The organism is Vibrio sp. 10N.247.310.98, from assembly GCF_041467395.1.
Taxonomy (GTDB): domain Bacteria; phylum Pseudomonadota; class Gammaproteobacteria; order Enterobacterales; family Vibrionaceae; genus Vibrio; species Vibrio crassostreae_C.
In genome coordinates, this window is record NZ_JBFSUL010000003.1 from 23,710 (window position 1) to 46,579 (window position 22,870).

The 22,870-nt window shown below is 44.5% G+C and carries 19 protein-coding genes; 9 read left to right on the top strand and 10 right to left on the bottom strand.

Annotated features, from left to right (window positions below; all coding sequences use genetic code 11):
* Positions 1-37: 37 nt before the first annotated feature.
* Positions 38-556, bottom strand: a complete 519-nt coding sequence (locus tag AB6E78_RS01855) for an NUDIX hydrolase (RefSeq protein ID WP_017059522.1) — start codon at positions 554-556, stop codon at positions 38-40.
* A gap of 302 nt (positions 557-858) precedes the next feature.
* On the opposite strand from AB6E78_RS01855, the gene AB6E78_RS01860 reads away from it, so the two are divergent.
* Positions 859-1,119 (top strand): DUF333 domain-containing protein, encoded by a 261-nt coding sequence (locus AB6E78_RS01860; RefSeq protein ID WP_017059521.1) that lies wholly within the window; start codon positions 859-861, stop codon positions 1,117-1,119.
* Between the two features lie 130 nt (positions 1,120-1,249).
* Here the strand turns inward: AB6E78_RS01860 and AB6E78_RS01865 are convergent, their stop codons facing one another.
* On the bottom strand, positions 1,250-2,128 hold the full coding sequence (locus AB6E78_RS01865; RefSeq protein ID WP_372132463.1) for a YdcF family protein: 879 nt from the start codon (positions 2,126-2,128) through the stop codon (positions 1,250-1,252).
* A 356-nt stretch (positions 2,129-2,484) separates the two neighbouring features.
* Between AB6E78_RS01865 and AB6E78_RS01870 the strand changes: the two genes are divergently transcribed.
* The 3 genes from AB6E78_RS01870 to AB6E78_RS01880 all read left to right on the top strand — a co-directional run bounded on the left by AB6E78_RS01870 (position 2,485) and on the right by AB6E78_RS01880 (position 6,732).
* Positions 2,485-3,855: an L-serine ammonia-lyase gene (locus tag AB6E78_RS01870; protein ID WP_137001340.1), complete on the top strand. Its 1,371-nt coding sequence runs from the start codon at positions 2,485-2,487 to the stop codon at positions 3,853-3,855.
* Positions 3,856-4,270: 415 nt separating this feature from the next.
* Positions 4,271-5,749: a peptide MFS transporter gene (locus tag AB6E78_RS01875; RefSeq protein ID WP_080582209.1), complete on the top strand. Its 1,479-nt coding sequence runs from the start codon at positions 4,271-4,273 to the stop codon at positions 5,747-5,749.
* A gap of 200 nt (positions 5,750-5,949) precedes the next feature.
* Positions 5,950-6,732, top strand: coding sequence for a siderophore-interacting protein (locus AB6E78_RS01880; protein WP_372111588.1), 783 nt, complete (start codon positions 5,950-5,952; stop codon positions 6,730-6,732).
* A 134-nt stretch (positions 6,733-6,866) separates the two neighbouring features.
* Here the strand turns inward: AB6E78_RS01880 and AB6E78_RS01885 are convergent, their stop codons facing one another.
* The 6 genes from AB6E78_RS01885 to AB6E78_RS01910 all read right to left on the bottom strand — a co-directional run bounded on the left by AB6E78_RS01885 (position 6,867) and on the right by AB6E78_RS01910 (position 14,300).
* Positions 6,867-7,769, bottom strand: coding sequence for a multidrug transporter (locus AB6E78_RS01885; RefSeq protein WP_017059509.1), 903 nt, complete (start codon positions 7,767-7,769; stop codon positions 6,867-6,869).
* Positions 7,770-7,907: 138 nt separating this feature from the next.
* The gene (gene phnR, locus AB6E78_RS01890) at positions 7,908-8,612 is read right to left on the bottom strand and encodes a phosphonate utilization transcriptional regulator PhnR (protein WP_029235340.1); all 705 of its coding nucleotides are present in this window, start codon (positions 8,610-8,612) and stop codon (positions 7,908-7,910) included.
* A 67-nt stretch (positions 8,613-8,679) separates the two neighbouring features.
* Entirely contained in the window at positions 8,680-10,389 is a 1,710-nt protein-coding gene (locus AB6E78_RS01895) for a putative 2-aminoethylphosphonate ABC transporter permease subunit (protein WP_372132466.1), read from the bottom strand.
* Between the two features lie 21 nt (positions 10,390-10,410).
* Complete coding sequence (locus AB6E78_RS01900) at positions 10,411-11,520, bottom strand: putative 2-aminoethylphosphonate ABC transporter ATP-binding protein (RefSeq protein ID WP_017067332.1); 1,110 nt, start codon at positions 11,518-11,520, stop codon at positions 10,411-10,413.
* 227 nt (positions 11,521-11,747) lie between these two features.
* Entirely contained in the window at positions 11,748-13,169 is a 1,422-nt protein-coding gene (locus tag AB6E78_RS01905; RefSeq protein WP_372132469.1) for an FAD-dependent oxidoreductase, read from the bottom strand.
* A 120-nt stretch (positions 13,170-13,289) separates the two neighbouring features.
* Entirely contained in the window at positions 13,290-14,300 is a 1,011-nt protein-coding gene (locus AB6E78_RS01910) for a putative 2-aminoethylphosphonate ABC transporter substrate-binding protein (protein ID WP_372132472.1), read from the bottom strand.
* Between the two features lie 367 nt (positions 14,301-14,667).
* Between AB6E78_RS01910 and phnW the strand changes: the two genes are divergently transcribed.
* From phnW to AB6E78_RS01930, 4 genes are all read left to right on the top strand, one after another.
* Positions 14,668-15,771: a 2-aminoethylphosphonate--pyruvate transaminase gene (gene phnW / locus AB6E78_RS01915; protein ID WP_136999165.1), complete on the top strand. Its 1,104-nt coding sequence runs from the start codon at positions 14,668-14,670 to the stop codon at positions 15,769-15,771.
* Positions 15,771-17,210 carry an aspartate aminotransferase family protein gene (locus tag AB6E78_RS01920; protein WP_372132476.1) on the top strand — a complete coding sequence of 480 codons (1,440 nt, stop codon included), beginning with the start codon at positions 15,771-15,773 and terminating at the stop codon, positions 17,208-17,210. Before phnW ends, AB6E78_RS01920 begins: the two co-directional genes overlap by 1 nt.
* A gap of 92 nt (positions 17,211-17,302) precedes the next feature.
* A complete protein-coding gene (gene phnX, locus AB6E78_RS01925) occupies positions 17,303-18,121 on the top strand; it encodes a phosphonoacetaldehyde hydrolase (RefSeq protein ID WP_050649212.1) in 819 nt (272 codons plus the stop codon).
* A gap of 332 nt (positions 18,122-18,453) precedes the next feature.
* Entirely contained in the window at positions 18,454-19,521 is a 1,068-nt protein-coding gene (locus AB6E78_RS01930) for an OmpA family protein (protein ID WP_372132479.1), read from the top strand.
* 131 nt (positions 19,522-19,652) lie between these two features.
* On the opposite strand, the gene AB6E78_RS01935 is transcribed toward AB6E78_RS01930, so the two are convergent.
* Complete coding sequence (locus AB6E78_RS01935; protein WP_017068628.1) at positions 19,653-20,051, bottom strand: OsmC family protein; 399 nt, start codon at positions 20,049-20,051, stop codon at positions 19,653-19,655.
* Between the two features lie 200 nt (positions 20,052-20,251).
* Here AB6E78_RS01935 and msrB point away from each other — a divergent pair, with 200 nt between their 5' ends.
* Complete coding sequence (gene msrB, locus AB6E78_RS01940) at positions 20,252-21,394, top strand: peptide-methionine (R)-S-oxide reductase MsrB (protein WP_372132482.1); 1,143 nt, start codon at positions 20,252-20,254, stop codon at positions 21,392-21,394.
* 98 nt (positions 21,395-21,492) lie between these two features.
* Here msrB and AB6E78_RS01945 read toward each other — a convergent pair whose 3' ends face one another.
* Positions 21,493-22,860 carry a TrkH family potassium uptake protein gene (locus tag AB6E78_RS01945; protein ID WP_017065604.1) on the bottom strand — a complete coding sequence of 456 codons (1,368 nt, stop codon included), beginning with the start codon at positions 22,858-22,860 and terminating at the stop codon, positions 21,493-21,495.
* Positions 22,861-22,870: the final 10 nt, after the last annotated feature.

A 22,870-nucleotide genomic window follows, 5' to 3' on the forward strand; every position in this document is an offset into this window, starting at 1 on the left:
GCAAATAAATAGCTTAGCAGGCTAGTATTGATAACGGCTAAAGCATCTCTTTGGCAATCAAATGCAGCAAAAAGGTTTCACGTTCAATACTCATGCCCTTCTTAGGGCTCTCTGCCATGGTCTTTTCGTTATGAGCGATCGCTTCATGGATATTCATCCACACCGGTTTCATCCCGTTTTTCACTTCATAATCTTCGTAAGCCGTTTCACCAAGCTCACGATCGATCTTGCATGAGTAGCAGTAAGAAATCATGTGCATCATGTCTGCATCATCTTTGTACCAAGGACGAAACTCTTCAAAAATGCCGAACGGCTTGATGCTATGGATATTCTTCGCGCCAGTCTCTTCTTCGAGTTCACGAACCATACCTGCGATCACATCTTCCCCTTCATCCAAACCACCACCAGGAATGGTGTAGTCGTGATAACGCTCTGTATACAGCATCAGAATGTCTTCACCATCTAACACAATGGCACGGGCAGCGTTGCGCTTATAGACCGTTTTATTGTCTAGATGGTCGATATCAGGATGGATGGTTGTTTTTAGGTGTCTCATGATTCTGACTGCTCTACTGAATTTGGCGGCATCATATCATAATCATCAATAGATTCGAGGTTCACAACCGCTAACCAGAACGGATCGGACGGGGATATTCCTACGGTAACTTGAATCCACTTAGCTTGATCTAACACTCAAAAAGTCGTTAAACATGAAGAAATATCAACCTATTTCAATATCTTGACCAAATTAGGACAACCTTTTCTGAAATCTAAAATATACTAATTTCATAGAGCTTCTCATTTGGTTCTGTAGAACTTAACGCATTCGATTATAGAGTTATCACGTAGGAGATAGACATGAAGAAAATTGGTTTGATGGCTGTATGTGCCGTTGTATTAGGCGGTTGTGCAAACGACTATGCAGAATATAGCGAGGGCCAACGTGTTTCAGTCGCTAACCCAGCAGCGGTTTATTGTGTTCAACAAGACGGTGAATTAGACACGGTTACTGAAAACAATCAGCGTACAACTTACTGTGTATTCGATGACGGCGAGCGCATTGAACAGTGGGAGTACTACCGCAATAACCATGAGCAAGATTCAGAAAACCAAAGTTAATCACTGTAAAAAAACACATGAGCCTTCTGGCACAATGTTATGGGCGATGATTACATTCGAGCGGTTAAAAACATCGCTGAAGAAGGCACTGAACTTCTAGCTTTTGGCATCACGAGAAAGAAATAATCACCTATCGCCACCAGCGATGTGTGTGATCCGATTCCGGATCTAAATAACGATTCAATAAAGTCAGGTTAGTATCTAGTAGAGCTAGGTATTCCCTGACTTTTTTTACATCGGTACCCACTGAAGTCTGCTGGATACAGCGCTCCAATGCTGGGAGTAAACTCTCCACAATGTCAAAGTCAGATGAACGTCCAACGAGCTCTTTGGCAGTGATCAATGCTTCCAAAGACAGTCTTTCTGGCTCTCGTCTAACCAACTCTAAATCTCGCTTAAATGCGCCCGCACAAACACCTTCAAGATAAACTCGGTAGGTCGTCAGTACGTCCATCAACAGAAACAATTGCCCCTGAGCACTTTGATGTGGGTATGACACCGCAACATGAGCCTCCAACCTGCGATCTATTTGCTGCTCTACCCCAAGTGCGGAACACTTCTCGATGAGAACTTTAAGCAAACCTTGCTCGCCCATGAGCGATTGAATCTCGAATATACGTTGTAAATGGTAGTCATTCGAAACGAATGTCACTTGCACACTTTGCCCGCGAGTAAACAGCCCGCTTGCAATCATCTCTGAGGCCAAGTTCTGTATGTTCTCGACAGTGTTGGTCGAGTGCTGCTCGAGCAAAATCGCCCCTAAAGAAAACGGATGTTCACGCTGCTTTTCAAGCTTTCTAAAGTACTGGTGCATCGCGTCGGCTTCAGACAGTGTTTGCCCTTTTGTTAGCCCACCACAAAATGCTACCGCAGTTTGCTGATTCGACTCTTCTACCAAAGGCTCCGCCAGATACTCAACCAAAGCATCAACTCGACTGATTCCTTCATCAGTCAATTTATTCTCATTAAGTCGCTTACCCAGCACAATAAGGAGGTGATTAATGCTCATTTTATGTTCAAGTCTCGTTTTGGGGATTAGATGGAGTGAATTATGTATACAATACTTGTTAACAAAAGTATTTTGAAATTCTTATATGTTGCTCGCAATAATGCTCACTATTGATAGCGACATCTTAGGTAATACAAGAATAAACGTGTCGCTTTACAGCAAACATAGCACGCTCTTGTATTTCATCGCTCTATGCTTGTTAGCACTAGTCGATAAAAGAGCCCTTTCAATCAATGAATACGCTCTATCGCATAACTGTTTCACCCACAGAACAGGTTCACTCAAAGAAGTGCAACTAACCAAATACAAATTTTACACAGAGTTCGTCCATCGAACCGTCTTCACAGGAAGTTACTATGCTGTCTATTTTTGATATCTACAAAATTGGGGTTGGACCATCCAGCTCCCACACAAATGGACCAATGATCGCTGGGTTTAACTTTACCAAAAAAATTGATGCTCAGCTTAAGCAAGTGAAGCGTATTCAAATCGACTTATACGGCTCGTTATCATTGACGGGTATTGGTCACCACACAGACAGAGCGACCTTGTTAGGTTTGCTAGGTAACCGCCCCGACACCATTAAAATCACCAGTGCTAACCAAGCAATGCGTAAGGCGATTGAAGATAAATCTCTATTGGTTAGCGGTAACCATGAAATTTATTTCGATGTAGAAAGCGATCTGCTCTTCCACAAGACCAACCTTCCGCTGCATGAAAATGGTATGACTATCTCTGCCTTTAACGAAAGCGGCAGCCTTCTGGATATGGAAACCTACTACTCGATTGGTGGTGGCTTTATCGCAACCGCTGATGAGCTACAAAACGGCAAACAGGAAGCAGAAACTCAAGTTGAGTTCCCTTTCTCTTCTGCTGATCAGTTGCTTGAACTATCCGAACAACAAGGACTGAGCCTTGGTGGCTTAATTCTACGTAACGAAGTTTCATTCCAAGGTATGGATGTGATTGACCAGAAAGCCGACCAAATTTGGAAGGTGATGTCTCTGTGTATGCAGCGTGGCTTTGACACGGAAGGCATCCTTGATGGCGGCCTAGAAGTCACTCGTCGAGCACCTGCTCTGCTTAAAAAGCTTGAAGCGAATGCCTCGATTGAAAACGATCCAATGGAGATCATGGATTGGATTAACCTATTTGCCTTTGCCGTGAGTGAAGAGAATGCAGCGGGCGGTCAGGTCGTGACATCACCTACCAACGGTGCAGCTGGGGTTATTCCTGCGGTATTGATGTACTACCATCGTTTCATCAAGGAGCTAGACACCAAGCAGCTTAAAGACTTCTTGGCAGTCTCTGGCGCAATCGGCATCTTATACAAAACCAACGCTTCGATTTCTGGCGCAGAGGTAGGTTGTCAGGGTGAAGTCGGTGTTTCTTCATCAATGGCCGCAGCAGGCCTAACTGCCCTACGTGGTGGTAGCAACGAACAGATTTGTATTGCCGCTGAGATCGCGATGGAACACTCACTGGGCATGACATGCGATCCGATCGGTGGCCTTGTTCAGGTGCCATGTATCGAACGTAACGCAATGGGTGCAATGAAAGCCATCAATGCATCGCGCATGGCGTTGAAACGTACCAGCAAGTGTCTTATCTCGTTAGACAAGGTTATCGAGACCATGTATCAAACAGGTAAAGACATGAACAAGAAGTACCGTGAAACTTCTCTAGGCGGCCTGGCCGTGATTCACATGGCACCCCCGTGTGAGTAACAGACAGGAACACGAGTAGAGAAAGCCTCTATAGAGACGGCATTCTTGTAAACTTAGTTTTCAATATCTCAACAAAGCCAGCCACCAAGCTGGCTTTTTTATTGGCTAAAGCCCAGCAGACAATTGAAAGTGATACTCACTCAAAATAACTTATAGAATGACTACCTCTAACTTTCCCTTTATTAGTTCATTACTTAGCCACAAATGATGATGGCTAAATTTCATACCGCCATGCATCCACTTGCAAAATCTAACGTTGCAAACCTCATTCATGAGAAATATGAATGCACTCATAAGAAAAGATATATCGAGTAAAGTTCTGTTTGGGACAGATATTTCATTTTATGTATTACTACTAATGATATTATAATCGGATAATTACACTACATATTAATACAAACGTGAGAATAAAATAATGTGGAATAGATTAAACAAATCAATGATGTTCTGCCAAATGATGTTCGGACTTTCGTTCTATGGCGTCATGGTGATCTTGACTCGTTTCTTCCTTGAAGATCTGAACTACAATGAAGCCGACACCATGATGGTTGTTGGTGCTTTCTCTGCAATCGGACCGCTATTTGCTATCGCAGGTGGCTTTATCGCCGACAAGTTTTTAGGCGCTTACCGATCTTTAACCATTGCCTTCCTAGGGTTCGCAAGTGGTTACGTTCTACTGGTACTTGGTGCAGCAGCAACCAATGTTCCGATGGCATTATGTGGTATTGCGTTAGCAAGTTATGCACGTGGTTTGATGTCCCCTTCTTACCCAAGTCTTTACAAACGCACGTTCAAAACTCAAGAAGATTTTGAGAACTGCTACCCAATCAACTACTCAGTAAACAATATTGGTGCTCTGTTAGGCCAATACCTGTTCCCAATGCTAGTACTTGTTGTTGGTTTCCACGGTGGTTTCCTTCTTTCAGCGGTTCTAGCCGGTGCTGCGCTTCTGATGATGATCTTTGTTCGCAAAGGCCTTGTTGAAGCAAGTGCTGAAATCGACCAAAAACCAGTAAGCACTAAAAACTGGGCAGCGTTCCTTGGTCTTTCTGCAGCAATGATCGGCTTGGTATTCTTCATGTTCTCTAACATGGATATTGGCCAAAACATCGTGTACGCAATCGGTGGTGCAGCGATCATCTACTTTGTCTCTTTGATGATGAAATCGAAGAAATCAGACATGCTAAAAATGGGGACTATCTTAATCATCACATTCCTGACGACATGTTTCTTCGTGTACTACGGTCAGATGATGACTTCGATGACAATGGTAGCGATCAACACAATGCGTGGCGATCTATTTGGTTTCATCCCTGTCGCACCTGAAGCTTCAATGGCAATGAACCCACTATGGTGTATGGTTGCTGGCCCTATCATCGCGGGTATCTTCTCTAACCTAGAAAAGAAAAACATTAACTTCTCAACTGCAACCAAAGTCGGTTTCTCTTTCATCCTTACGGCTATCGCTTTCGGTATCCTTACGATGGCAGTAACGACAGTTGGTGACGATATTCTGATCCGCCCAGAAGTCTTCCTAGCGATTCACTTCTTCCTAGCATTCGGTGAAGTGATTGTAGGTTCAATGGTTGTAGCCTTCATCCTGTCTGTTGCACCTAAGCACATTGAAAACTTCTCAGTAAGCTTGTTCTCTGTTGCTATCGCACTATCAGGCATTGTTGGCGCGGTATTCTCAACGTCTATTGCACTAGAGAAAGGTCAAGAGATCACACAAGAGATCGTGCAAACGGTTTACGGTGATTACTTCCAAATGCTGACTGTTCTTGCCGTCGTGATGGTAGGTATCGCAATGGCAGCATCGTTCATTATTCGTAAGATGCTAGAAGCTGCGAAAGCCGCTGAAGAAACGATTGAACTAGAGCAAGCAAACAGCTAATTCTGTTCGCTGAGTCAAACCAATCCTAAGAGCCCTTTAGTTTTCTAAAGGGCTCTTTTTTGTAGGATCCGTTTCCCAATAGGATCTGTCGTATAAGTTAGGTAGTACATGTGTAAATCAAAGTAAATGATAACTATTAGTATTGAGTGTTTTTTAGTTCAGGATTATGATGTGGAAATCCAAATCTAAGAGAGCCTTATATGAGCAAGCCTAGCCCTATCACATTAACCGTTACTCAAACCTCAACAATTACTCCAAACATGCAGCGCATAACGCTTAGCGGTGAGGGATTAAGTAAATACCCAACAGAATGTGCCGGCGGCTACATCAAGCTTTTATTCTCGCCACTTGGCACGACTGATTTAAGCCAGCTAAACGAAGGTGAGCGCCCAACCATGCGCACTTACACCATTCGTCAGTACAATCCTGTAGAGCAGTGGATTGAAGTTGATTTTGTTCGCCATATCACTACAGATTTGCAATGTGGTTTTGCGGCTCGATGGGCAATGAACGCAAAAGTGGGTGACACGGTTTCAGTGGCTGGCCCTGGTTTAATTCAGGGGCTTAACCTAGAGTCAGACTGGTTCTTCTTAGTTGCAGACATGACGTCCCTACCTGCGCTTTCTGCAAAAGTAAAAACGCTCCCAGAAACAGCAACGGGGCACGCTATCATTCAGATCAACTCAGCAGCAGATAAGCAGGTACTTGAGACTCCTCAAGGTATCAAAGTAACCTGGTTGATTGAAGATGAAACCTCAGAGTCACTTTCACAAACCGTGCGCAACACAGAATGGTTAGAAGGTCAGGTTTCAATATGGACAGCGTGTGAATTTGAAAGCATGCGTGAGCTAAGACAGTACTTCCGCAACGAAAAAGAAGTCGCGAAAGAGAACATCTACATCAGTAGTTATTGGAAACGTGGCGTCACTGAAGATGGCCACAAAGTGTTGAAGCAACAAGATGCTCAAGCTTTAGCAGGTTAAACCTGTCACTACATATATCTTCTTGCTAGATAAATAGAAAACGCCCTTAACGAAGTTTGTTTCGCTAAGGGCGTTTTTTCATTTAACTTAATAGAGATACCTATTCACAAATCCCCAATCACTCAGGCGATCTTTTAAGTCAATGAGATAACTAAGCCAGCAATAATTAGAGATACGCCTACACCGCGAGTCGCGTGCCACTTTTCCTTTAAAAAGTAGATCCCCATCACTACGCCGAAAATGATACTCACTTGCCTAAGAGCAACAACCAAGCTGACATTTTCAGTCATGGTCATCGCAAACAGCACTAAGCCATAGGTCGAAGCCATCATAATGCCTGCAAGCGTGGCTTTCTTTCGCAGTATCCAAGCATTAGTAAACTCGATTCTTTGGTTGGTTACGAATAACCAAACACTCAACGGAATCACAATTGCCCAGAACTGGATACCTAGGTAGAAAATCGCGGTGTGCTTGTTAGTTATAACTGGTGTGCTCAAAGGATCGAGTAACAGAAGCGCTTCTTTATCAATGATGGAATAGCCCGTGGTACCAATGGCCGCGATTAACGCCCACAGTACGCCAAGGTTGAGATACGCTTTTAACCTAAGATCTGAAAACTTCTTAAGTGGTACAAACAAACAACCCAAGGTAATCAAGGTGAAGCCAAACCATTGATTAGGTGACAGCTCATAGCCTATCAACACCGTGCCTAAACCCACCATCAACACGGGCAGCGCTCGTGCCATCGGGTAAATCACCCCAATATCGGCCTGCTTGTAGGCTACACCTAAGCCGATTAAATAGATGATTTGGCAAATACCACTTAAAAGAAGTAGTTTCCAGAATAAAAGCGTGATATCCACAAAGCCGACACTGTAAATGAACCAAATCAAATAGGGAGTCAATATCGCAGCAGCGGCAAAGCCAGAGGCTAAGAAGAAAGACGAGCCCGATCCTTGATTCGATTTACCTAGAACGTTCCAACCCGCGTGAAGCAAAGCCGAAATAGTCACGATGACGATGGCAGAGAATTCCATTTCATTCCTAAATTATAGATGAATTAGCACAACGGCTGACAACAGGTGATAAAAAAAGGCCTCCGAATAAGAGACCTTTGAACTTTTCAATTGGGCAATCCTGCATAATTGCAGATATGCTAACGTTCTAACGTATGACTAGCGCTCTAGCTGCGCGATTGACTCAATACTGATCGCGTCATGACGCCAATACTCAATATCACAGTCAATCAGATCGCCGTTTTGATTGTAGTTAACACGCTCAACAACCATTGCAGGTGAGCCAGAAGTCGCACGCAGGGCTTGCGCTGTCTCGCCAAGTAAAGACGTTGTGCTCACTCGGTAACGGATCTTCTGATACACCACACCAAAGTGTTCGCGGTAGATGTCCGTCAACGATTTAGACAAGTCATAATCAAGCAAGTTAGGGAACAACTCTGGTCGAATGTAGTTGGTCACATACACAACCGGCCTATCTTCAAGATAACGAACTCTGTCTACTCGATAAACGTCCGAGAAAGGTTGTAACTCAAGAAGCCGAGTCGCCTCCTTGGTTGCTAACATTCCTTTCGCCGCCACCAACTCAGTTTTCGGCTGTCGATTCTGCGATAGAGCCATATTGGTGAAGTTCAGCGTTTGTGTTGGATCGTAACGAAGCGGCTCGGGAGAGATAAACCAACCACGTCGGTCTTCTCGATAAATGCGCCCTTCCGCTTCAAGTGAAGACAAGGCTTCGCGTAAGGTAACTCGAGTCGTATCAAACGATTCAGCCAGCTTACGTTCCGCAGGCAGCTTCTGTCGTGGTGTTAACATCCCCGACTCTATCTGCTCTACGATGACATCTTTGATTTTTACGTACTGCACTTCATTTCCTTTCATTCTTGTTCTTGTCGTCAGCCACTCCTTGGCCAACTGCAATATAAGTGGTTCGCTAGCGTTTACGCCAAGCTTGGGTGCGCTTATCGAATAACTTGTTGATTAGCATATGAATCAACTTCGCACTCGCTGCAGATATCATGATCATCACCGCCATCGCTGCTGCTGCACCGGTTTGACCTGCATCGTCCATATTCAGTACTGATACTGACGCTGGAATCGTATTGGTAGAATACAAGAATACTACCGCAGATGTCGTGGTAAGTGCATTAATAAACAGGTATGTCGCAATATCTAAAATCGCCGGCAGACAAACAGGTACCGTCACCTTAAAGAACAGCTTGTATTGCGGTAAGTTTACCGAAGCCGCTGTTGCTTCAATTTCGGAAGGCAGTTGTTTCAATGCCGTTAACGCCGTCATGTGCCCTACCGTGTAGTAGTGAACCACGGTATTAATCACCAAGAACGCCATCGTGCCATACAAGAAGTTAAGTGGGTTACTCAAATCATTGAAGTAGAAGATATAACCCAAACCCAGCACCATACCCGGAACGGCCATCGGAACAACGCTGAGCATTTGCATCGCTTGACGAACAGGACCAAATGCTCTGCCCTTCTCAATGCAGTACGCGCCTAAGAAAATCAATACGGTACCGATAATCGCAGTCCAAGCACCGAGGGTTAAAGAGTTGAAGAATGGCGCCCAACCATAAGTACTCATTTCTGCGAAGTTGTAGTTGTTTAGCGTCAGCGCTTTGTTCCAAGGCCAGAAGGTGACCATCGAACCGTATATCGCCATGCCCAACACAATAACCACAGCAGCAGAGATGATGGTGCAATAAAGGAAACATAAGCCATCACGTAGTGAACTAGGTTCAGGTTGGTACGCGACAGAACGAGTATCAAACAAGCTCTTTTGTTTCTTTTGAACCCAGCGGTCAACGGTAAACGCAAGCAACGCAGGTAATAGCAGCAAGATACTGGTTACTGCACCCATAGAGAAGTTCTGTTGACCAACCACCTGCTTAAAGATGTCAGTCGATAACACGTTGTAGCTACCACCTATCACCTTTGGCACACCAAAGTCACAAACCACCAGCGTAAACACAACGATCAGGGTACTGATCAAGCCGTATTTTGCCGCAGGTAACGTCACCATAAAGAAAGTTTTTAACGATGAAGTATTGAGTGCACGTGCTGCCTCATAAAGGCGAGCGTCAGAGGTTCTTAATGAGGTGGTCAGAATCATCAAGGCGTGTGGAAACGTCCAAAATATCAAGCCCAGTGAGATACCAATCAAACCATAAACCGAGTTGCCCCCCAAGACTTCTTTAGCGATACCTTGGTTACCAAATAAGAAGATAAGACTGATTGCAGGAAGCAGTGACGGAGCAAGAATAGGCGCAGAACCCAGTACTTGAAAAAGCCCCTTAAAAGGCATGCATGAACGAGTTAGCGCATAGGCATAACCAAACGCCAAGACACCCACGACTACGGTCACTAGCAATCCAAGCGTGAAGGTATTGCCTACCGACTGCCACAGGCTTTGAGACGCAAAATACGTAGCGAAATTCTGTAAACCTACAAATTCACCGTCTGCGTTCTGAACACTCTTTTTCAACATTGCCCACAGTGGCATCAGGATAAACAACGTCATGACCACAGACAAAAAGGCCAACAGCCCAAATAGAATTACGTTGTCTTTGCTTAACCGAGCCAGAAAAGGTTGTACTCGTCGTTGAATTAGCAGCTTAGATTGCATCATTTGAGTCGATTCCATGATTGATTACGCCGCCTCGTCTTTCATCACTTGCAGGCTTTTCGATGAGTAAGCTCTAAGGCCTTCTTGATCAAACGCCACGTAACGAATATCACTGCGACGCAGCTTCAATCGGTTGAACTCTTTGACGGGTACATCAACGATGATCTCTTTCGCCGTTGAGTCATGTTGCAATTGACACTCAACACGATAAAACGCCCCTAAGAATTCGCTTGATACGATTCTCACTGGCAAGGATTCACTAAAACGATCAACAAACTGGATTTGCTCTGGACGAACGGCAATATCAAAAACATCACCCAGATTTGGCGTGAGATTATCTAAGCCAGGTAACGGCAGCATTGACTCAGCAATACGCATCTTGCCTTGAGCCGCAACAGAAGCTTGAATAAAGTTCATGCTACCAACAAACTCAGCCACAAAACGACTGACAGGTTTTTGGTAGATCTCTTGAGGAGCACCGACCTGCTCGATAACACCATGATTCATCACGACAATACGGTCTGCCATCGTTAACGCTTCATCTTGGTCGTGCGTCACCATAATAGTGGTGATACCCAATTTGCGTTGCAGTTGGCAGATCTCATCACGTAGGTGTGTTCTTACCTTCGCATCCAACGCAGAAAGCGGTTCATCGAGTAGCAACAAGCCTGGAGACAAGGCTAATGCGCGAGCCAGAGCAACACGCTGCTGCTGTCCACCAGATAGCTGATTTGGAAATTTCTGACCAGACGTTGGTAAGCCAATGGTCTCTAACCAAGACTCAACCGTCTCAAGGGCTTCTTTGGTCGACATGCCTTGGTTTTTCAGACCAATCGCAATGTTTTCTTCCACAGTGAGGTTTGGAAACAAAGCGTAAGATTGGAACACGATGCCAAAGTCGCGCTTTTCTGGTGGCAAGAAGGTCGTATCATTACCGTTCTGCTCAATAGAACCTGACGTTGGTAAGTCTAGGCCTGCAATCGCACGTAATAAGGTGGTTTTTCCACAGCCAGATGGGCCAAGGAAGCAGACGAACTCGCCTTTATCTATCGATAGGGAGATGTCTTTTAACGCTGTAAATTGGCCAAATTGCTTTACAACGTTTTCAATATTCAAATAAGTTTGGTTGCTCATACTACAGCACTCTCTATATGGTATATACCAAATTTATACTGAGAATATTGCAGTTGAGTGACAAATTTATAGAAGCTAAATGACAGTTATATTGCAGATATAATAAGCATTAAAAATTGCTATTTGTTCAACATTGAAAGTTAGTTCAACGTTGAAAGCCCTCAGTGACTTGCCCATAAATCACTGAGAGCCTCAATGTAAACTTCTAATTTAAACGCTAGATTAATCTATGATTCAACCTTGTCGGCTTTGCCCGCTGCACCTGCGAGTTTGGATAACTGTTTATCTAGCCACAATGGCGTGTCACCCGAATCTTCCGCGTTCTCTTTTCTTCGTACCGCATCACGCACCATCATCGCACCTATCCAACGAAATGGCTCTGGCGGGAAGTGCCCTAATGGGCCTTTAGTTAAACCGCTTCGTGTCCAAGTATTGTCGATATCGAGTACCATTGCTGACAAAATCTTCCCGCCCATACGGGTTTGAGCAACGCCATTTCCAGAGTAACCAAGCCCATAATAGATGTTGCTTTGGCCTTTTAGGTTACCGAAAAATGGCAATCCGGTAACCGAACGATCTGAGCCGCCAGACCAGTTGTAATCGAATTCACTTTGTTCCAATTTAGGGAACAATTTTTGGAACGATTGATTGAGAATCGGCAGGTAGTTAGTCGTTTGGTTAAACATGCTTTCAACTTGATTGGCAAACGAGAATTTATTGCCGCCTTTGCCCAACATGAGTCGTCCGTCCTGGGTATCTCGGTAGTAGTGGACAAAGATACGCGAATCCACCACCGCCGCCCCTTTCTCTGGGCCAAACTGCTTGAGCTTTTCAGGAATGGGCTTGGTCACCACCATATCTGAAGAGACAACCACAATGCTGCGTTTGAACTCTTTAAAGTGATCGAGCATCCACGCATTGAGTGCCAAAATCACTTTATCCGCAAATACTGACCCGCCTTTGGTTTGAATTCGAGCGGGAGAGCCATAGTCGAGTGATGTCATCTCTGTGTTTTCGTGAATTTCGACACCCAGTTCAAGCGCGACTCGGCGCAAACCTCTAGCCAATAACGCTGGCTGCACACTACCCGCAGCTTCTGAGTAGTAACCCTCAATATGGCGTTCAGATCCCGCTTTATCAGCCAAAGAATTGTCGCACTTCTTCCAGCTATTGATACCCTGCTTAACCAGCTCATTAACAACAGGCTCCATTCCACCCTTTTGAGCTTCATTGGTCGCCGTGTAGTAAGTTCCGCTGCGATATAGATGCGCGTCAATCTTGTGTTCGTTACAGAAGGATTCGATCTCGTATATAACCTTTTCCGATTCCTTAACCAACCATTTCGCTTGTTCTTTTCCATAGAGCTTTTTCAGCGTCGGATACTTGGTTGACCACGTCAGCATGCAACCGCCGTTCGCACCAGAAGCACCGCTACCACATAGGCCTTTTTCAATCACGACAACATGCTTTTCGGGTTGCTGTTGTTTGATTAAAATCGCCGTCCATAAACCCGTATAGCCACCGCCAACAATGGCGATATCACAGTTGACATCTTTTTGGAGCGGCTTAGCCGAATCTAGCCCCGCATTGATGTTGCCAAACTCTTGTTCCAACGCTTGCTTGAACCAATATGAGTAGTGCTTTGTCATTTGTTGTACCTTACTTAAAACCTGAAGGCGTAAAACTAAAAAAGGAAGACCGAAGCCTTCCTTTACTGATTTCTAACTTCTAATGAACTAAATAGTTAAGTAACTGACTAGGTCGTCAGATTAAGATTTTGGCTCTGATTTAGCGTCAAACTTGTCAGACCATGTTTTAAGAACGTCGGCACGTTCGCTGCCCATGCGAGCGAAGTCCATTTTTGCCATGTTCTTTTCTACATTAGGGAAGTTCTCTGCTTTGCCTGTCACATCTTTGTGACCAACAACTGGGTACATTTCGATGTAAAGCTCATTTGCCGCTTTAGAAATAGACCAATCGATAACACGTTGTGCTGCATCAGAAGGCTTAACAAGACCTACCGCTTCAGATTCCCAGCCGATGCCTTCAGGCGTAATCACTGAAAGTGGAGCGCCTTGAGTTTTCAGCTTAGCGCCACGGCTCGCCATAGAAATACCGATAGCGACTTCACCCATGCCAGCTTGAACACATGGCTTAGAACCAGAGTGCGTGTAGTGAGCAATATTTTGGTCTAGCTTCTGCATGTAGTTCCAACCTTGGTCTTCACCCATGTTTTGTAGCCAAGCCGAAACCTGCATGTAGCCTGTACCAGAAGACGCTGGGTTTGGCATAGCAATATGGCCCTTGTAGATAGGCTTCGTTAGGTCATCCCAAGACTTAGGTGCCGGTAGGTTCAATTGCTTAGCCACTACTTCGTTAAAGCAAACTGCATTGAAGAATGCGTCATTGCCATACCAAGCTTGAGTAGATTGTGGGTCGTTAAGGCTAGCGCGTAACGCTTCTACACCTTGAGGCGTATAAGGTTTCAGAATGCCTTCTTCTTTAAGTAGTGCCATTGAAGAACCAGCAAGTCCCCAAACTACCTCAGCGCGAGGGTTGTTTTTCTCGGCCAATAATTTTGCCGTCATGATCCCTGTTGAATCACGCACCCACTTGATGTTGATGTCTGGGTTTTCACTTTCGAAAGCATTTTTGTATTTAGCCAGAATGTCAGTTTCAAAAGCAGTGTAAACCGTCACTTCCTGTGCTGCATAAGCGTTACCAGCTAGTAGAGTTACTAAAGCTGCAAGTGATCCTTTCATAAAACGGTTTTTCATCATTTTCTCCAGTCAGGCCCAACTCTAGAGTGAGAAGTTGCCAAAATTAAAAATTGCCAAAGTTAAAGTTGTTAAAGCTAGAAGCCCTATCGAGAGGCACCTATATTCAAAAATTCATTCCAGTTGTTGGCACACACCCCTCACGCTGGTATGTACCAGATTTCGATTATTAAGCTAACTGGCTTTTGTGACGATTAAATGAACGAAAAATGGCAATTTAAAGATCGAAAACTTTCTCAAGACAAGTGACCATTTTTAATATGAAGCTTTTGTGAAAATGATGTTTGGGCTATTTACGACCGTTTAAATTGGTTGTTAAAGTAACTCTAAATATTGGTATAGTCCAAAATTAAAATCACGAGAGTTGAACATGAGAAACGAATACTTACTGCTGACACCGGGCCCTTTATCTACTTCTGAAACCGTTCGCCAAGCGATGTTAAAAGATTGGTGTACTTGGGATGATGAATACAACAAAGACGTTGTTGAAGTGATTCGTAGCAAGCTAGTGACTTTAGCGACTAAGCAAGCGGGATATACAAGCGTATTAATGCAAGGCAGCGGCACCGCTTCAGTAGAAGCAACAATCGGTAGCGTTATCTCTAACAACGGTAAGCTTCTTGTTGTTGATAACGGTGCGTACGGCGCTCGTATTGCTCAAATCGCAGAATACTTAAACATTCCATGCCATGTCGTTTCCCCAGGTGAAACATCACAGCCTGACTTGAACGAAATGGAAACGGCATTGGCCATGGATTCAGACATTACTCACGTTGCGATTGTGCATTGTGAAACCACGACAGGCATGCTGAATCCAATTGAAGACATTGCCAAATTGGCAAAACAGCACAACAAAACCGTCATTCTCGATGCAATGTCGAGCTTTGGTGGCATCCCTATGGATATCGCTGACTTAGGTGTCGATTACATGATCAGCTCAGCAAACAAGTGTATTCAAGGTGTACCGGGGTTCGGCTTTGTTATTGCGAAGCAATCGGAACTGGAAAAATGCAAAGGCCAGGCTCGTTCACTAAGCCTTGACCTGTTTGACCAATGGTACTGCATGGAAAGCAACCATGGTAAATGGCGCTTCACCTCTCCAACTCATACAGTGCGAGCTTTCTACCAAGCTCTACTTGAATTGGAGCAAGAAGGTGGCATCGAAGCTCGTCATAATCGCTACCAAACCAACCAAACTACCTTGGTTGCAGGTATGCGCTCTCTTGGCTTTGAGCCACTGCTTAATGATGATCTTCATTCACCTATCATTACCTCTTTCTATTCTCCAACTCATAGCGATTACCAATTCAAGGAATTCTATGACCGTTTGAAAGAACAAGGTTTTGTGATTTACCCGGGCAAGGTTTCAAACGCCGACTGTTTCCGAATCGGTAACATCGGTGAAGTGTATCCGTCAGACATTGAAGCTCTAATTGGCGCAATTAAGAATGCTATGTACTGGGACATCAAATAATGACGATGGCCAATCAAGATTCTGTTCTAAAGGCGACACACTTTCGAAGCGAAGGCGATGTGAACACCACGCCAGCGCGTGAGAAATGGAACGAGTCGCTAAACGATGATGCGACTCAAGCGATGTTAAAACGTGACTCTGACGTATTTCTTCATCAAGCGATGTCAACGCCTTGTCTAGACACACTTGAAGCAGCTGAAGGCATCTACATTCAAGATGCGACGGGCAAGAAGTACATGGACTTTCACGGTAACAATGTTCATCAATTGGGTTATGGCCATCCACATATCATTAATAAAGTGACTCAACAAATGGCTTCATTGCCGTTTTCACCACGTCGCTTTACCAATGAAACAGCCGTTCAATGCGCTGAAAAGCTGACACAGATCTGCGGTGGTGAGTTGAACCGCGTGTTGTTTGCTCCCGGTGGCACATCAGTGATCGGCATGGCGCTAAAACTAGCTCGACATGTCACCAATAATTTCAAAGTAGTGTCATTGTGGGATTCATTCCATGGCGCGTCACTTGATGCGATTTCAGTGGGTGGCGAAGCGTGTTTCCGCGAAGGCATGGGGCCATTAATGGCTGGCGTAGAACGCATTCCACCAGCGGTTTCCTATCGTGGTGCTTTTCCGCTTAATGTCTCTTTATCGCGTTGCGGGCAAAACTCAGGCGATAACAATGAGACGGCATGTGATGTGCACTATGCCGATTACCTTGAGTATGTGATTGAAAAAGAAGGTGGCATTGGTGCCTTCATTGCGGAAGCAGTGCGTAACACAGACGTTCAGGTTCCAAGCAAAGCTTACTGGAAGCGCATCCGTGAGATCTGCGATAAGCATAACGTCATGTTGATCATCGACGACATTCCAAACGGTATGGGTCGTAGTGGCGAATGGTTCACTCACCAGGCCTTTGATATCGAACCTGACATTCTTTGTATCGGTAAAGGTTTTGGCGGGGGCTTGGTTCCAATTGCAGCCATGGTCACTAAAGACAAATACAACACGGCAGCGCAAGTATCACTTGGTCACTACACCCACGAGAAAAGTCCTATTGGCTGCGCGGCGGCACTGGCTACGATGGAAGTGATTGAGCAAGAAAATCTACTTGAAAAAGTACAAGCGGACAGCGCATTCGTGCGTGAACAACTGCTTCAAATGAAAGAGAAATACCCAGTCATTGGTGACGTTCGCGGCATCGGTCTGCTTTGGGGAGTGGAATTGGTCACTGACCATATCACCAAAAACCGAGCGTTCGATGAAGCAGAAGCAGTACTTTACCAATGTCTGAACGATGGCCTGAGCTTTAAGGTTTCACAAGGTAACGTGATTCAATTGAGCCCACCATTGATCATCAGCCGTAGCGAGCTAGAAGCCGCTCTATCTGTATTTGAAAACGCGATAACAAAAGTCTGCAAAGATTTTGAATACCTTTAATTCTCGAAATCAACATTTAAACCAATAACCTTAAACAACCATTTGTTTCCCAGAACTTTGAACTGGGAGTGACACAAAAATAGGACACTATTATGAACACGACATCACCTATCCAAGCGGTTATCTTTGACTGGGCCGGCACTATCGTTGATTTTGGGTCGTTTGCTCCAACTAGCATCTTCGTTGAAGCATTCAAACAAGGTTTCGACTTTGACATCGACTTAGCTGAAGCGCGTGAACCTATGGGGATCGGCAAATGGGACCACATCCAAGCAGTGGGTCGAATTCCAGCTGTTGACGCTCGTTGGAAGGCTCAGTTCGGACGCTCCATGACAAGTGAAGACGTTGACGCGATCTACGCGGCATTCATGCCTCTTCAAAAAGCGAAAGTAGCCGATCACGCAGCACCTATTTTGAATGCGATAGAAGTGGTCAATAACCTAAAAGAGAAGAACGTGAAGATCGGGTCTTGTTCAGGTTACCCACGTGAAGTGATGGATGTTTTAATTCCTGCTGCTGCAGATTACGGTTACCGACCAGATAACGTGGTAGCGACCGATGACTTACCTCAAGGTGGTCGCCCTGCTCCATTTATGGCACTGAAAAACGTAATCGATCTAGGTGTAACTAGCGTTGCTGCGTGTGTAAAAGTAGACGACGCAGCACCGGGGATCGATGAGGGTCACAACGCAGGCATGTGGACAGTTGGACTTGTATTATCGGGGAACGAAGCAGGCTTAACGTATCAAGAATATTTAGATGCAGACGAGACAACACTTGCAGCTGCACGTGAAAAAGCAAGCGTTAAGCTAAACAAATCAAACCCACACTACCTAATCGATACCATTGCAGACCTACCAGGTGTCATTGCAGATATTGAAAAACGTTTGTTAGCTGGTGAGCGCCCATAACGGTAATCACCTAGATTACCCAACCAAACATTCCGTACACATGAAAATGAAACCTCGTATCGCCTAAAAATGATACGAGGTTTCTTCGTTTCCAACATTTGAGACAGCAATTAATTGACAAAAACCTCTGTAAATAGCACCTTAAATATATAATTTTTAACAATTTCATTGACCATAATAAGCAACTGTACTAACAATGTAATAACAGTTCCAAGATAGGTTCGACCGGAATCTACGCCTTGAACGATCTACTGTTGCAGTGTCCCAATCAGTAAGTCGTCGCTTTAAAGGCTCATTCAGATAACAATAAGAGTTAATCCAAGGATAAGATTATGAAAAAATTGTCAAAAATCATGTGTGCTGTGATAGCTGCTTCAGGTTTCGCTGCTGCTCCATCAATTGCCGCAACGACATACGTAGGCGCAAAAGTTGGCATGGGTTGGCTAGATAGCGCTTGTGTCGACAACATTGATTGTGAAGATGATTCAGTGGCGGGCGGTATTTACGGTGGTTACAACTTTACCGATAACATTGCTCTAGAATTGAATGCAGATTACTTAGGTGATTATGACACCAGCTTTAACAACAACGGAGCGACTCAAAGATACAGCGATTCTATCGTAGCCATTTCTTTAAGCCCAATGTATCGACTAGCGATTAAACAAGAGTTTGATATCTTCTTTAAAGCAGGTCCTGCTTACATCATGCACGATGACGAAGACGACGTTGTTTTAGCCTTAGGTATCGGTGCCGAGAAACAGCTTTCAGACGATTGGGCGCTGAGAGTGGAGTACCAATACTTCGATGATTTTGACGATAAGATCATCCAAGACCTAAACTCCAACCTTGTCACAGTAGGTCTTAGCTACAATTTCGGCACGGGTAATACAACCGCATCAGCGGCTGCAGCTTCTGCGGCGGCTGTAACTCAAGCACCTTCTGAACCAATCACAGAGCCAGAAGCTGTGGTCGTTGAAGAGGAAGCGGAGGTAGTGGTTACCAAAGCGCAAACTGAGAGTTTCTCTCAAGGTACATTTGCGACTAACAGCACAGAACTTTCAGACGAAGGTAAAGCCGCTATACAGCCAATTGTGGAAGTCTTACAAACATACCCTCAGTCTACCGTTAACATTGTTGGTCACACAGATTCAACAGGTGCAGCTGAGTACAACATGATGATCTCTAAGAAACGTGCGGCAGCAGTAGCAGCATACATCGAAGAGCAAGGTATCGAAGCTGAGCGTATCACTGCTACTGGCGAAGGTGAAGAGAACCCAGTTGCATCAAATGATACAGCTGAAGGTCGTGCTCAAAACCGTCGTGTTGACGCAACGATCCCTGGTTTCGAATACCAAGAAGAAGTACAAGTTGAAGAAGTTATCGTAGAAACTGCTGAATAACAGCACTCTACCTTAGCCGAAATAATAAGGGCGGAGCACTCAAAGTGCTCCGCCCTTTTCTGTATCTGTCTTTACTAATAAGCCGTAAGCCGAAAAGTACCGGCCCCAAGCTAGGCTGTACAAACCGAAAACTAAACGATTTCCCAGCTGTGAGTCATTTCTACGCCAGCACCTAACATTAGACATACTGAACAGTATTTTTCTAACGAATCAGCACATACTTTAGCCACTAACTCAGGATCTAGGTTGTCACCAGACACTTCAAAGTGAATGTTAATCACAGTAAAGATTTTTGGTGCTGTTTCACGACGTGTCGTTTCAAGTTTTGCATTACAGCCTGTGATGTTCTGGCCTGCAGATTTCAAACCATCGACGACATCAACAGAGCTACAACCACCAGCGGCCATAAGGACCATTTCCATTGGGCTTGGCGCGGTTGCACCACCACTGCCATCCATTACTACAGAGTGGCCAGATTGAGATTGACCCAGGAATTTAAAGCCTTCGACCCATTTAACTTCTGCTTGCATGTTGTTCCTTAGATGTACGATAACCGCCATCGCTGTCTATTATTGGATATCAATACTGACACCCTACTACTGGCGGCATTTATGAGCAAGATTTTCTCGGCGACATATTTTTTTGTGAATGATGCAATTTTTTCCATCTAAAACCTGTCTCTATTCGTACATTCAAAATCGAATGAGAAGAACGTCAAGATGAGGTATCTATGAATAAATTATCTAAAATATTGGTATCACTCGTGGTTGCGCTACCACTGATTTCGCTGTTTGTAAGCCAGACTGGCACTGCCAATACAATGGATAAAACGGCTAATTCAGGTAAAAGTGAAATCGCGACACTGGCTGGTGGTTGTTTTTGGTGTACAGAATCCGACCTAGAAAAGCTGACAGGCGTCACCGACGTTATCTCTGGGTATTCTGGCGGTGAACTAGAAAACCCAACCTACAAACAAGTATCCTCAGGCAAGTCGGGTCACATCGAAGTGATAAACGTGACTTACAACCCTGATGTTGTTAGCTATGAACAGGTTCTTGACCAATTCTTCAGACACATCGACCCAACCGATGACAAAGGTTCTTTTGTAGACCGAGGCCGTCATTATCGACCAGCTATTTTCTATCATAACCAAGCACAAAAAGATGTTGCTCAGAACTTCATGATGGAAATCGACAAAGCTAATATCTTTGGTGAACCACTAAAAACAGAACTGATTGAATTTGAAAAATTCTGGCCAGCGGAAGACTATCACCAAGACTATTACAAGAAGAGTAAAGTTCGTTATAACTACTACCGCTATGCTTCTGGCCGCGATCAGTACCTAGATAAAATCTTCGGTGATGATAGAAAGGACAACCCTAAAACACTACGTCAGATCATCGACAGTAAGAATGCGACAGCGAATGCTAAAACCTACGTTAAACCTTCTGATGTAGAGATCAAAGCGAAGCTTACAGCACTTCAATACGATGTAACGCAAGAAGACGCTACTGAGCGCCCATTTGACAACAAATACTGGGATAACAAAGAGGAAGGTATTTATGTTGATATCGTTACCGGTGAGCCTTTGTTCTCATCAAAAGACAAATACAAATCAGGTACGGGTTGGCCGAGCTTCACCCAACCAATCAGCGAAGCTTATGTCGTTACAACTACTGACTACAAGCTGCTTTACCCAAGAACAGAGGTCCGAAGTAAGTTTGGCGATTCCCACCTAGGGCATGTATTCAAAGATGGTCCAAAACCAACTGGGTTACGTTACTGCATGAACTCAGCCGCAATGCGCTTTATCCCTGCGGATAAATTAGCAGAAGAAGGCTATGAGGAATACGTTGAGATGTTTGAGGGATAGGCATTCAGCAATTAACGATCAGCCTATGACAACAAAGCCAGCATATCGCTGGCTTTGTTTTTATTTACAGAGCTTTATTTATCAGCCCATGGACCTAATTAACCCGTTAACACCGTGTCTTCAGGGTATTTCAACAAGGAAGGTTCTGGGCGAGCTAGCATATAAGCCAAGGTCAGGGGGCCGATACGTCCAATCACCATAACCACAATCATGATGTATTTACCTGGCTCAGTCAGGTTTGCGGTTAAGCCAGCTGTTAAACCAACCGTTGCAAAGGCAGAAATCACCTCAAACATGACTCGATCAAACGCTGCCTTTTCAGTAAGCATTAACAAAAACATCGCGGTGGTTAATAACGCCCCACTTACCACAATAATGGCCAATGACTTTGTTACCGCTTGCCAAGTCACAGTGCGCTTAAACATCACCACGTGCTTTTTCTGACGGAGGAAGGTCCACGTTGCGACAAAGGCTACTGCAAAGGTCGAAACCTTAATACCACCACCTGTTGAGGTAGAACCTGCACCAATCAACATCAGTACAATCATTACCAGCAACGCAGGCTGTGTGTACTGAGACAAATCCACACTATTAAAGCCAGCAGTACGAGCACTTGCCGACTGAAAAAATGCGGCTAGCCACTGTCCTTGAGTCGATAACCCTTCCATGGTTGCTGAGTTATTTCTTTCTAGCAGCCAGAACAATACCGTACCTACCAACAATAGAGTCGGAGTGGCGGTTAGCATAATCTTGGTGTGTAAATGAAGATGTCGAAAACCTTTACGCCAGTTACTCGATAGGTCGCCGACGACTGTGAAGCCTAGCCCACCGAAAATAAACAAGCCAGCTAAGGTGAAGATCACCAGCGGATCATCAACAAAACTCATCATACTGTCTGAAAACAGTGCAAAACCTGCGTTATTGAATGCAGATATCGCATGAAACAGTGCATAAAAACTGCCCGTTGACCATCCCATCTCAGGTACCCAGCGGAAGCAGAGCAATACAAAACCGATAAATTCAGCCACTAATGCAAAGATGATGATCTTCTTAACCAATTTACGAAGGTTAATCTTACGATCTTGGCCAAGCGCTTCTTTCGCGAGTGCTTGTTGTTTAAGGCTTAACCTAACACCGAACATGTAAAGCAGTACCGCAGATAGAGTCATCTGCCCTAACCCGCCGACTTGCATCAAGAACATCAGTAAGATTTTACCCGCCAAGGTGAAATGCTCACCGGTATCGACAACACCTAATCCTGTCACACTGATCGCCGAGGTTGCTGTAAACAGTGCATCCGTAAAACTTAGGCCTGTCACAGAAAATACAGGCATCGTCAACAATATTGCAGAGGGGATAAGTACGCCTAAGAAGCTCGTAAGGATAATCTTAGGTTCAGAGCCTTTACGTGGCTTTTTATCACTCTTAAGCGTGTAGAAAGTACCTTTTCGTTTTAACGAATTCATACTGTTACCT

What these genes read in the sequence shown, in the direction of transcription:
- AB6E78_RS01935 (WP_017068628.1), bottom strand. Translation starts at nt 20,051, where the DNA reads ATGCAAGCAGAAGTTAAATGGGTCGAAGGCTTTAAATTCCTGGGTCAA.
- AB6E78_RS01920 (WP_372132476.1), top strand. Translation starts at nt 15,771, where the DNA reads ATGACGATGGCCAATCAAGATTCTGTTCTAAAGGCGACACACTTTCGA.
- AB6E78_RS01895 (WP_372132466.1), bottom strand. Translation starts at nt 10,389, where the DNA reads ATGATGCAATCTAAGCTGCTAATTCAACGACGAGTACAACCTTTTCTG.
- phnX (WP_050649212.1), top strand. Translation starts at nt 17,303, where the DNA reads ATGAACACGACATCACCTATCCAAGCGGTTATCTTTGACTGGGCCGGC.
- AB6E78_RS01875 (WP_080582209.1), top strand. Translation starts at nt 4,271, where the DNA reads ATGTGGAATAGATTAAACAAATCAATGATGTTCTGCCAAATGATGTTC.
- AB6E78_RS01870 (WP_137001340.1), top strand. Translation starts at nt 2,485, where the DNA reads ATGCTGTCTATTTTTGATATCTACAAAATTGGGGTTGGACCATCCAGC.
- AB6E78_RS01880 (WP_372111588.1), top strand. Translation starts at nt 5,950, where the DNA reads ATGAGCAAGCCTAGCCCTATCACATTAACCGTTACTCAAACCTCAACA.
- AB6E78_RS01865 (WP_372132463.1), bottom strand. Translation starts at nt 2,128, where the DNA reads ATGAGCATTAATCACCTCCTTATTGTGCTGGGTAAGCGACTTAATGAG.
- AB6E78_RS01855 (WP_017059522.1), bottom strand. Translation starts at nt 556, where the DNA reads ATGAGACACCTAAAAACAACCATCCATCCTGATATCGACCATCTAGAC.
- AB6E78_RS01910 (WP_372132472.1), bottom strand. Translation starts at nt 14,300, where the DNA reads ATGATGAAAAACCGTTTTATGAAAGGATCACTTGCAGCTTTAGTAACT.
- msrB (WP_372132482.1), top strand. Translation starts at nt 20,252, where the DNA reads ATGAATAAATTATCTAAAATATTGGTATCACTCGTGGTTGCGCTACCA.
- AB6E78_RS01945 (WP_017065604.1), bottom strand. Translation starts at nt 22,860, where the DNA reads ATGAATTCGTTAAAACGAAAAGGTACTTTCTACACGCTTAAGAGTGAT.
- AB6E78_RS01930 (WP_372132479.1), top strand. Translation starts at nt 18,454, where the DNA reads ATGAAAAAATTGTCAAAAATCATGTGTGCTGTGATAGCTGCTTCAGGT.
- AB6E78_RS01885 (WP_017059509.1), bottom strand. Translation starts at nt 7,769, where the DNA reads ATGGAATTCTCTGCCATCGTCATCGTGACTATTTCGGCTTTGCTTCAC.
- phnW (WP_136999165.1), top strand. Translation starts at nt 14,668, where the DNA reads ATGAGAAACGAATACTTACTGCTGACACCGGGCCCTTTATCTACTTCT.
- AB6E78_RS01860 (WP_017059521.1), top strand. Translation starts at nt 859, where the DNA reads ATGAAGAAAATTGGTTTGATGGCTGTATGTGCCGTTGTATTAGGCGGT.
- AB6E78_RS01900 (WP_017067332.1), bottom strand. Translation starts at nt 11,520, where the DNA reads ATGAGCAACCAAACTTATTTGAATATTGAAAACGTTGTAAAGCAATTT.
- AB6E78_RS01905 (WP_372132469.1), bottom strand. Translation starts at nt 13,169, where the DNA reads ATGACAAAGCACTACTCATATTGGTTCAAGCAAGCGTTGGAACAAGAG.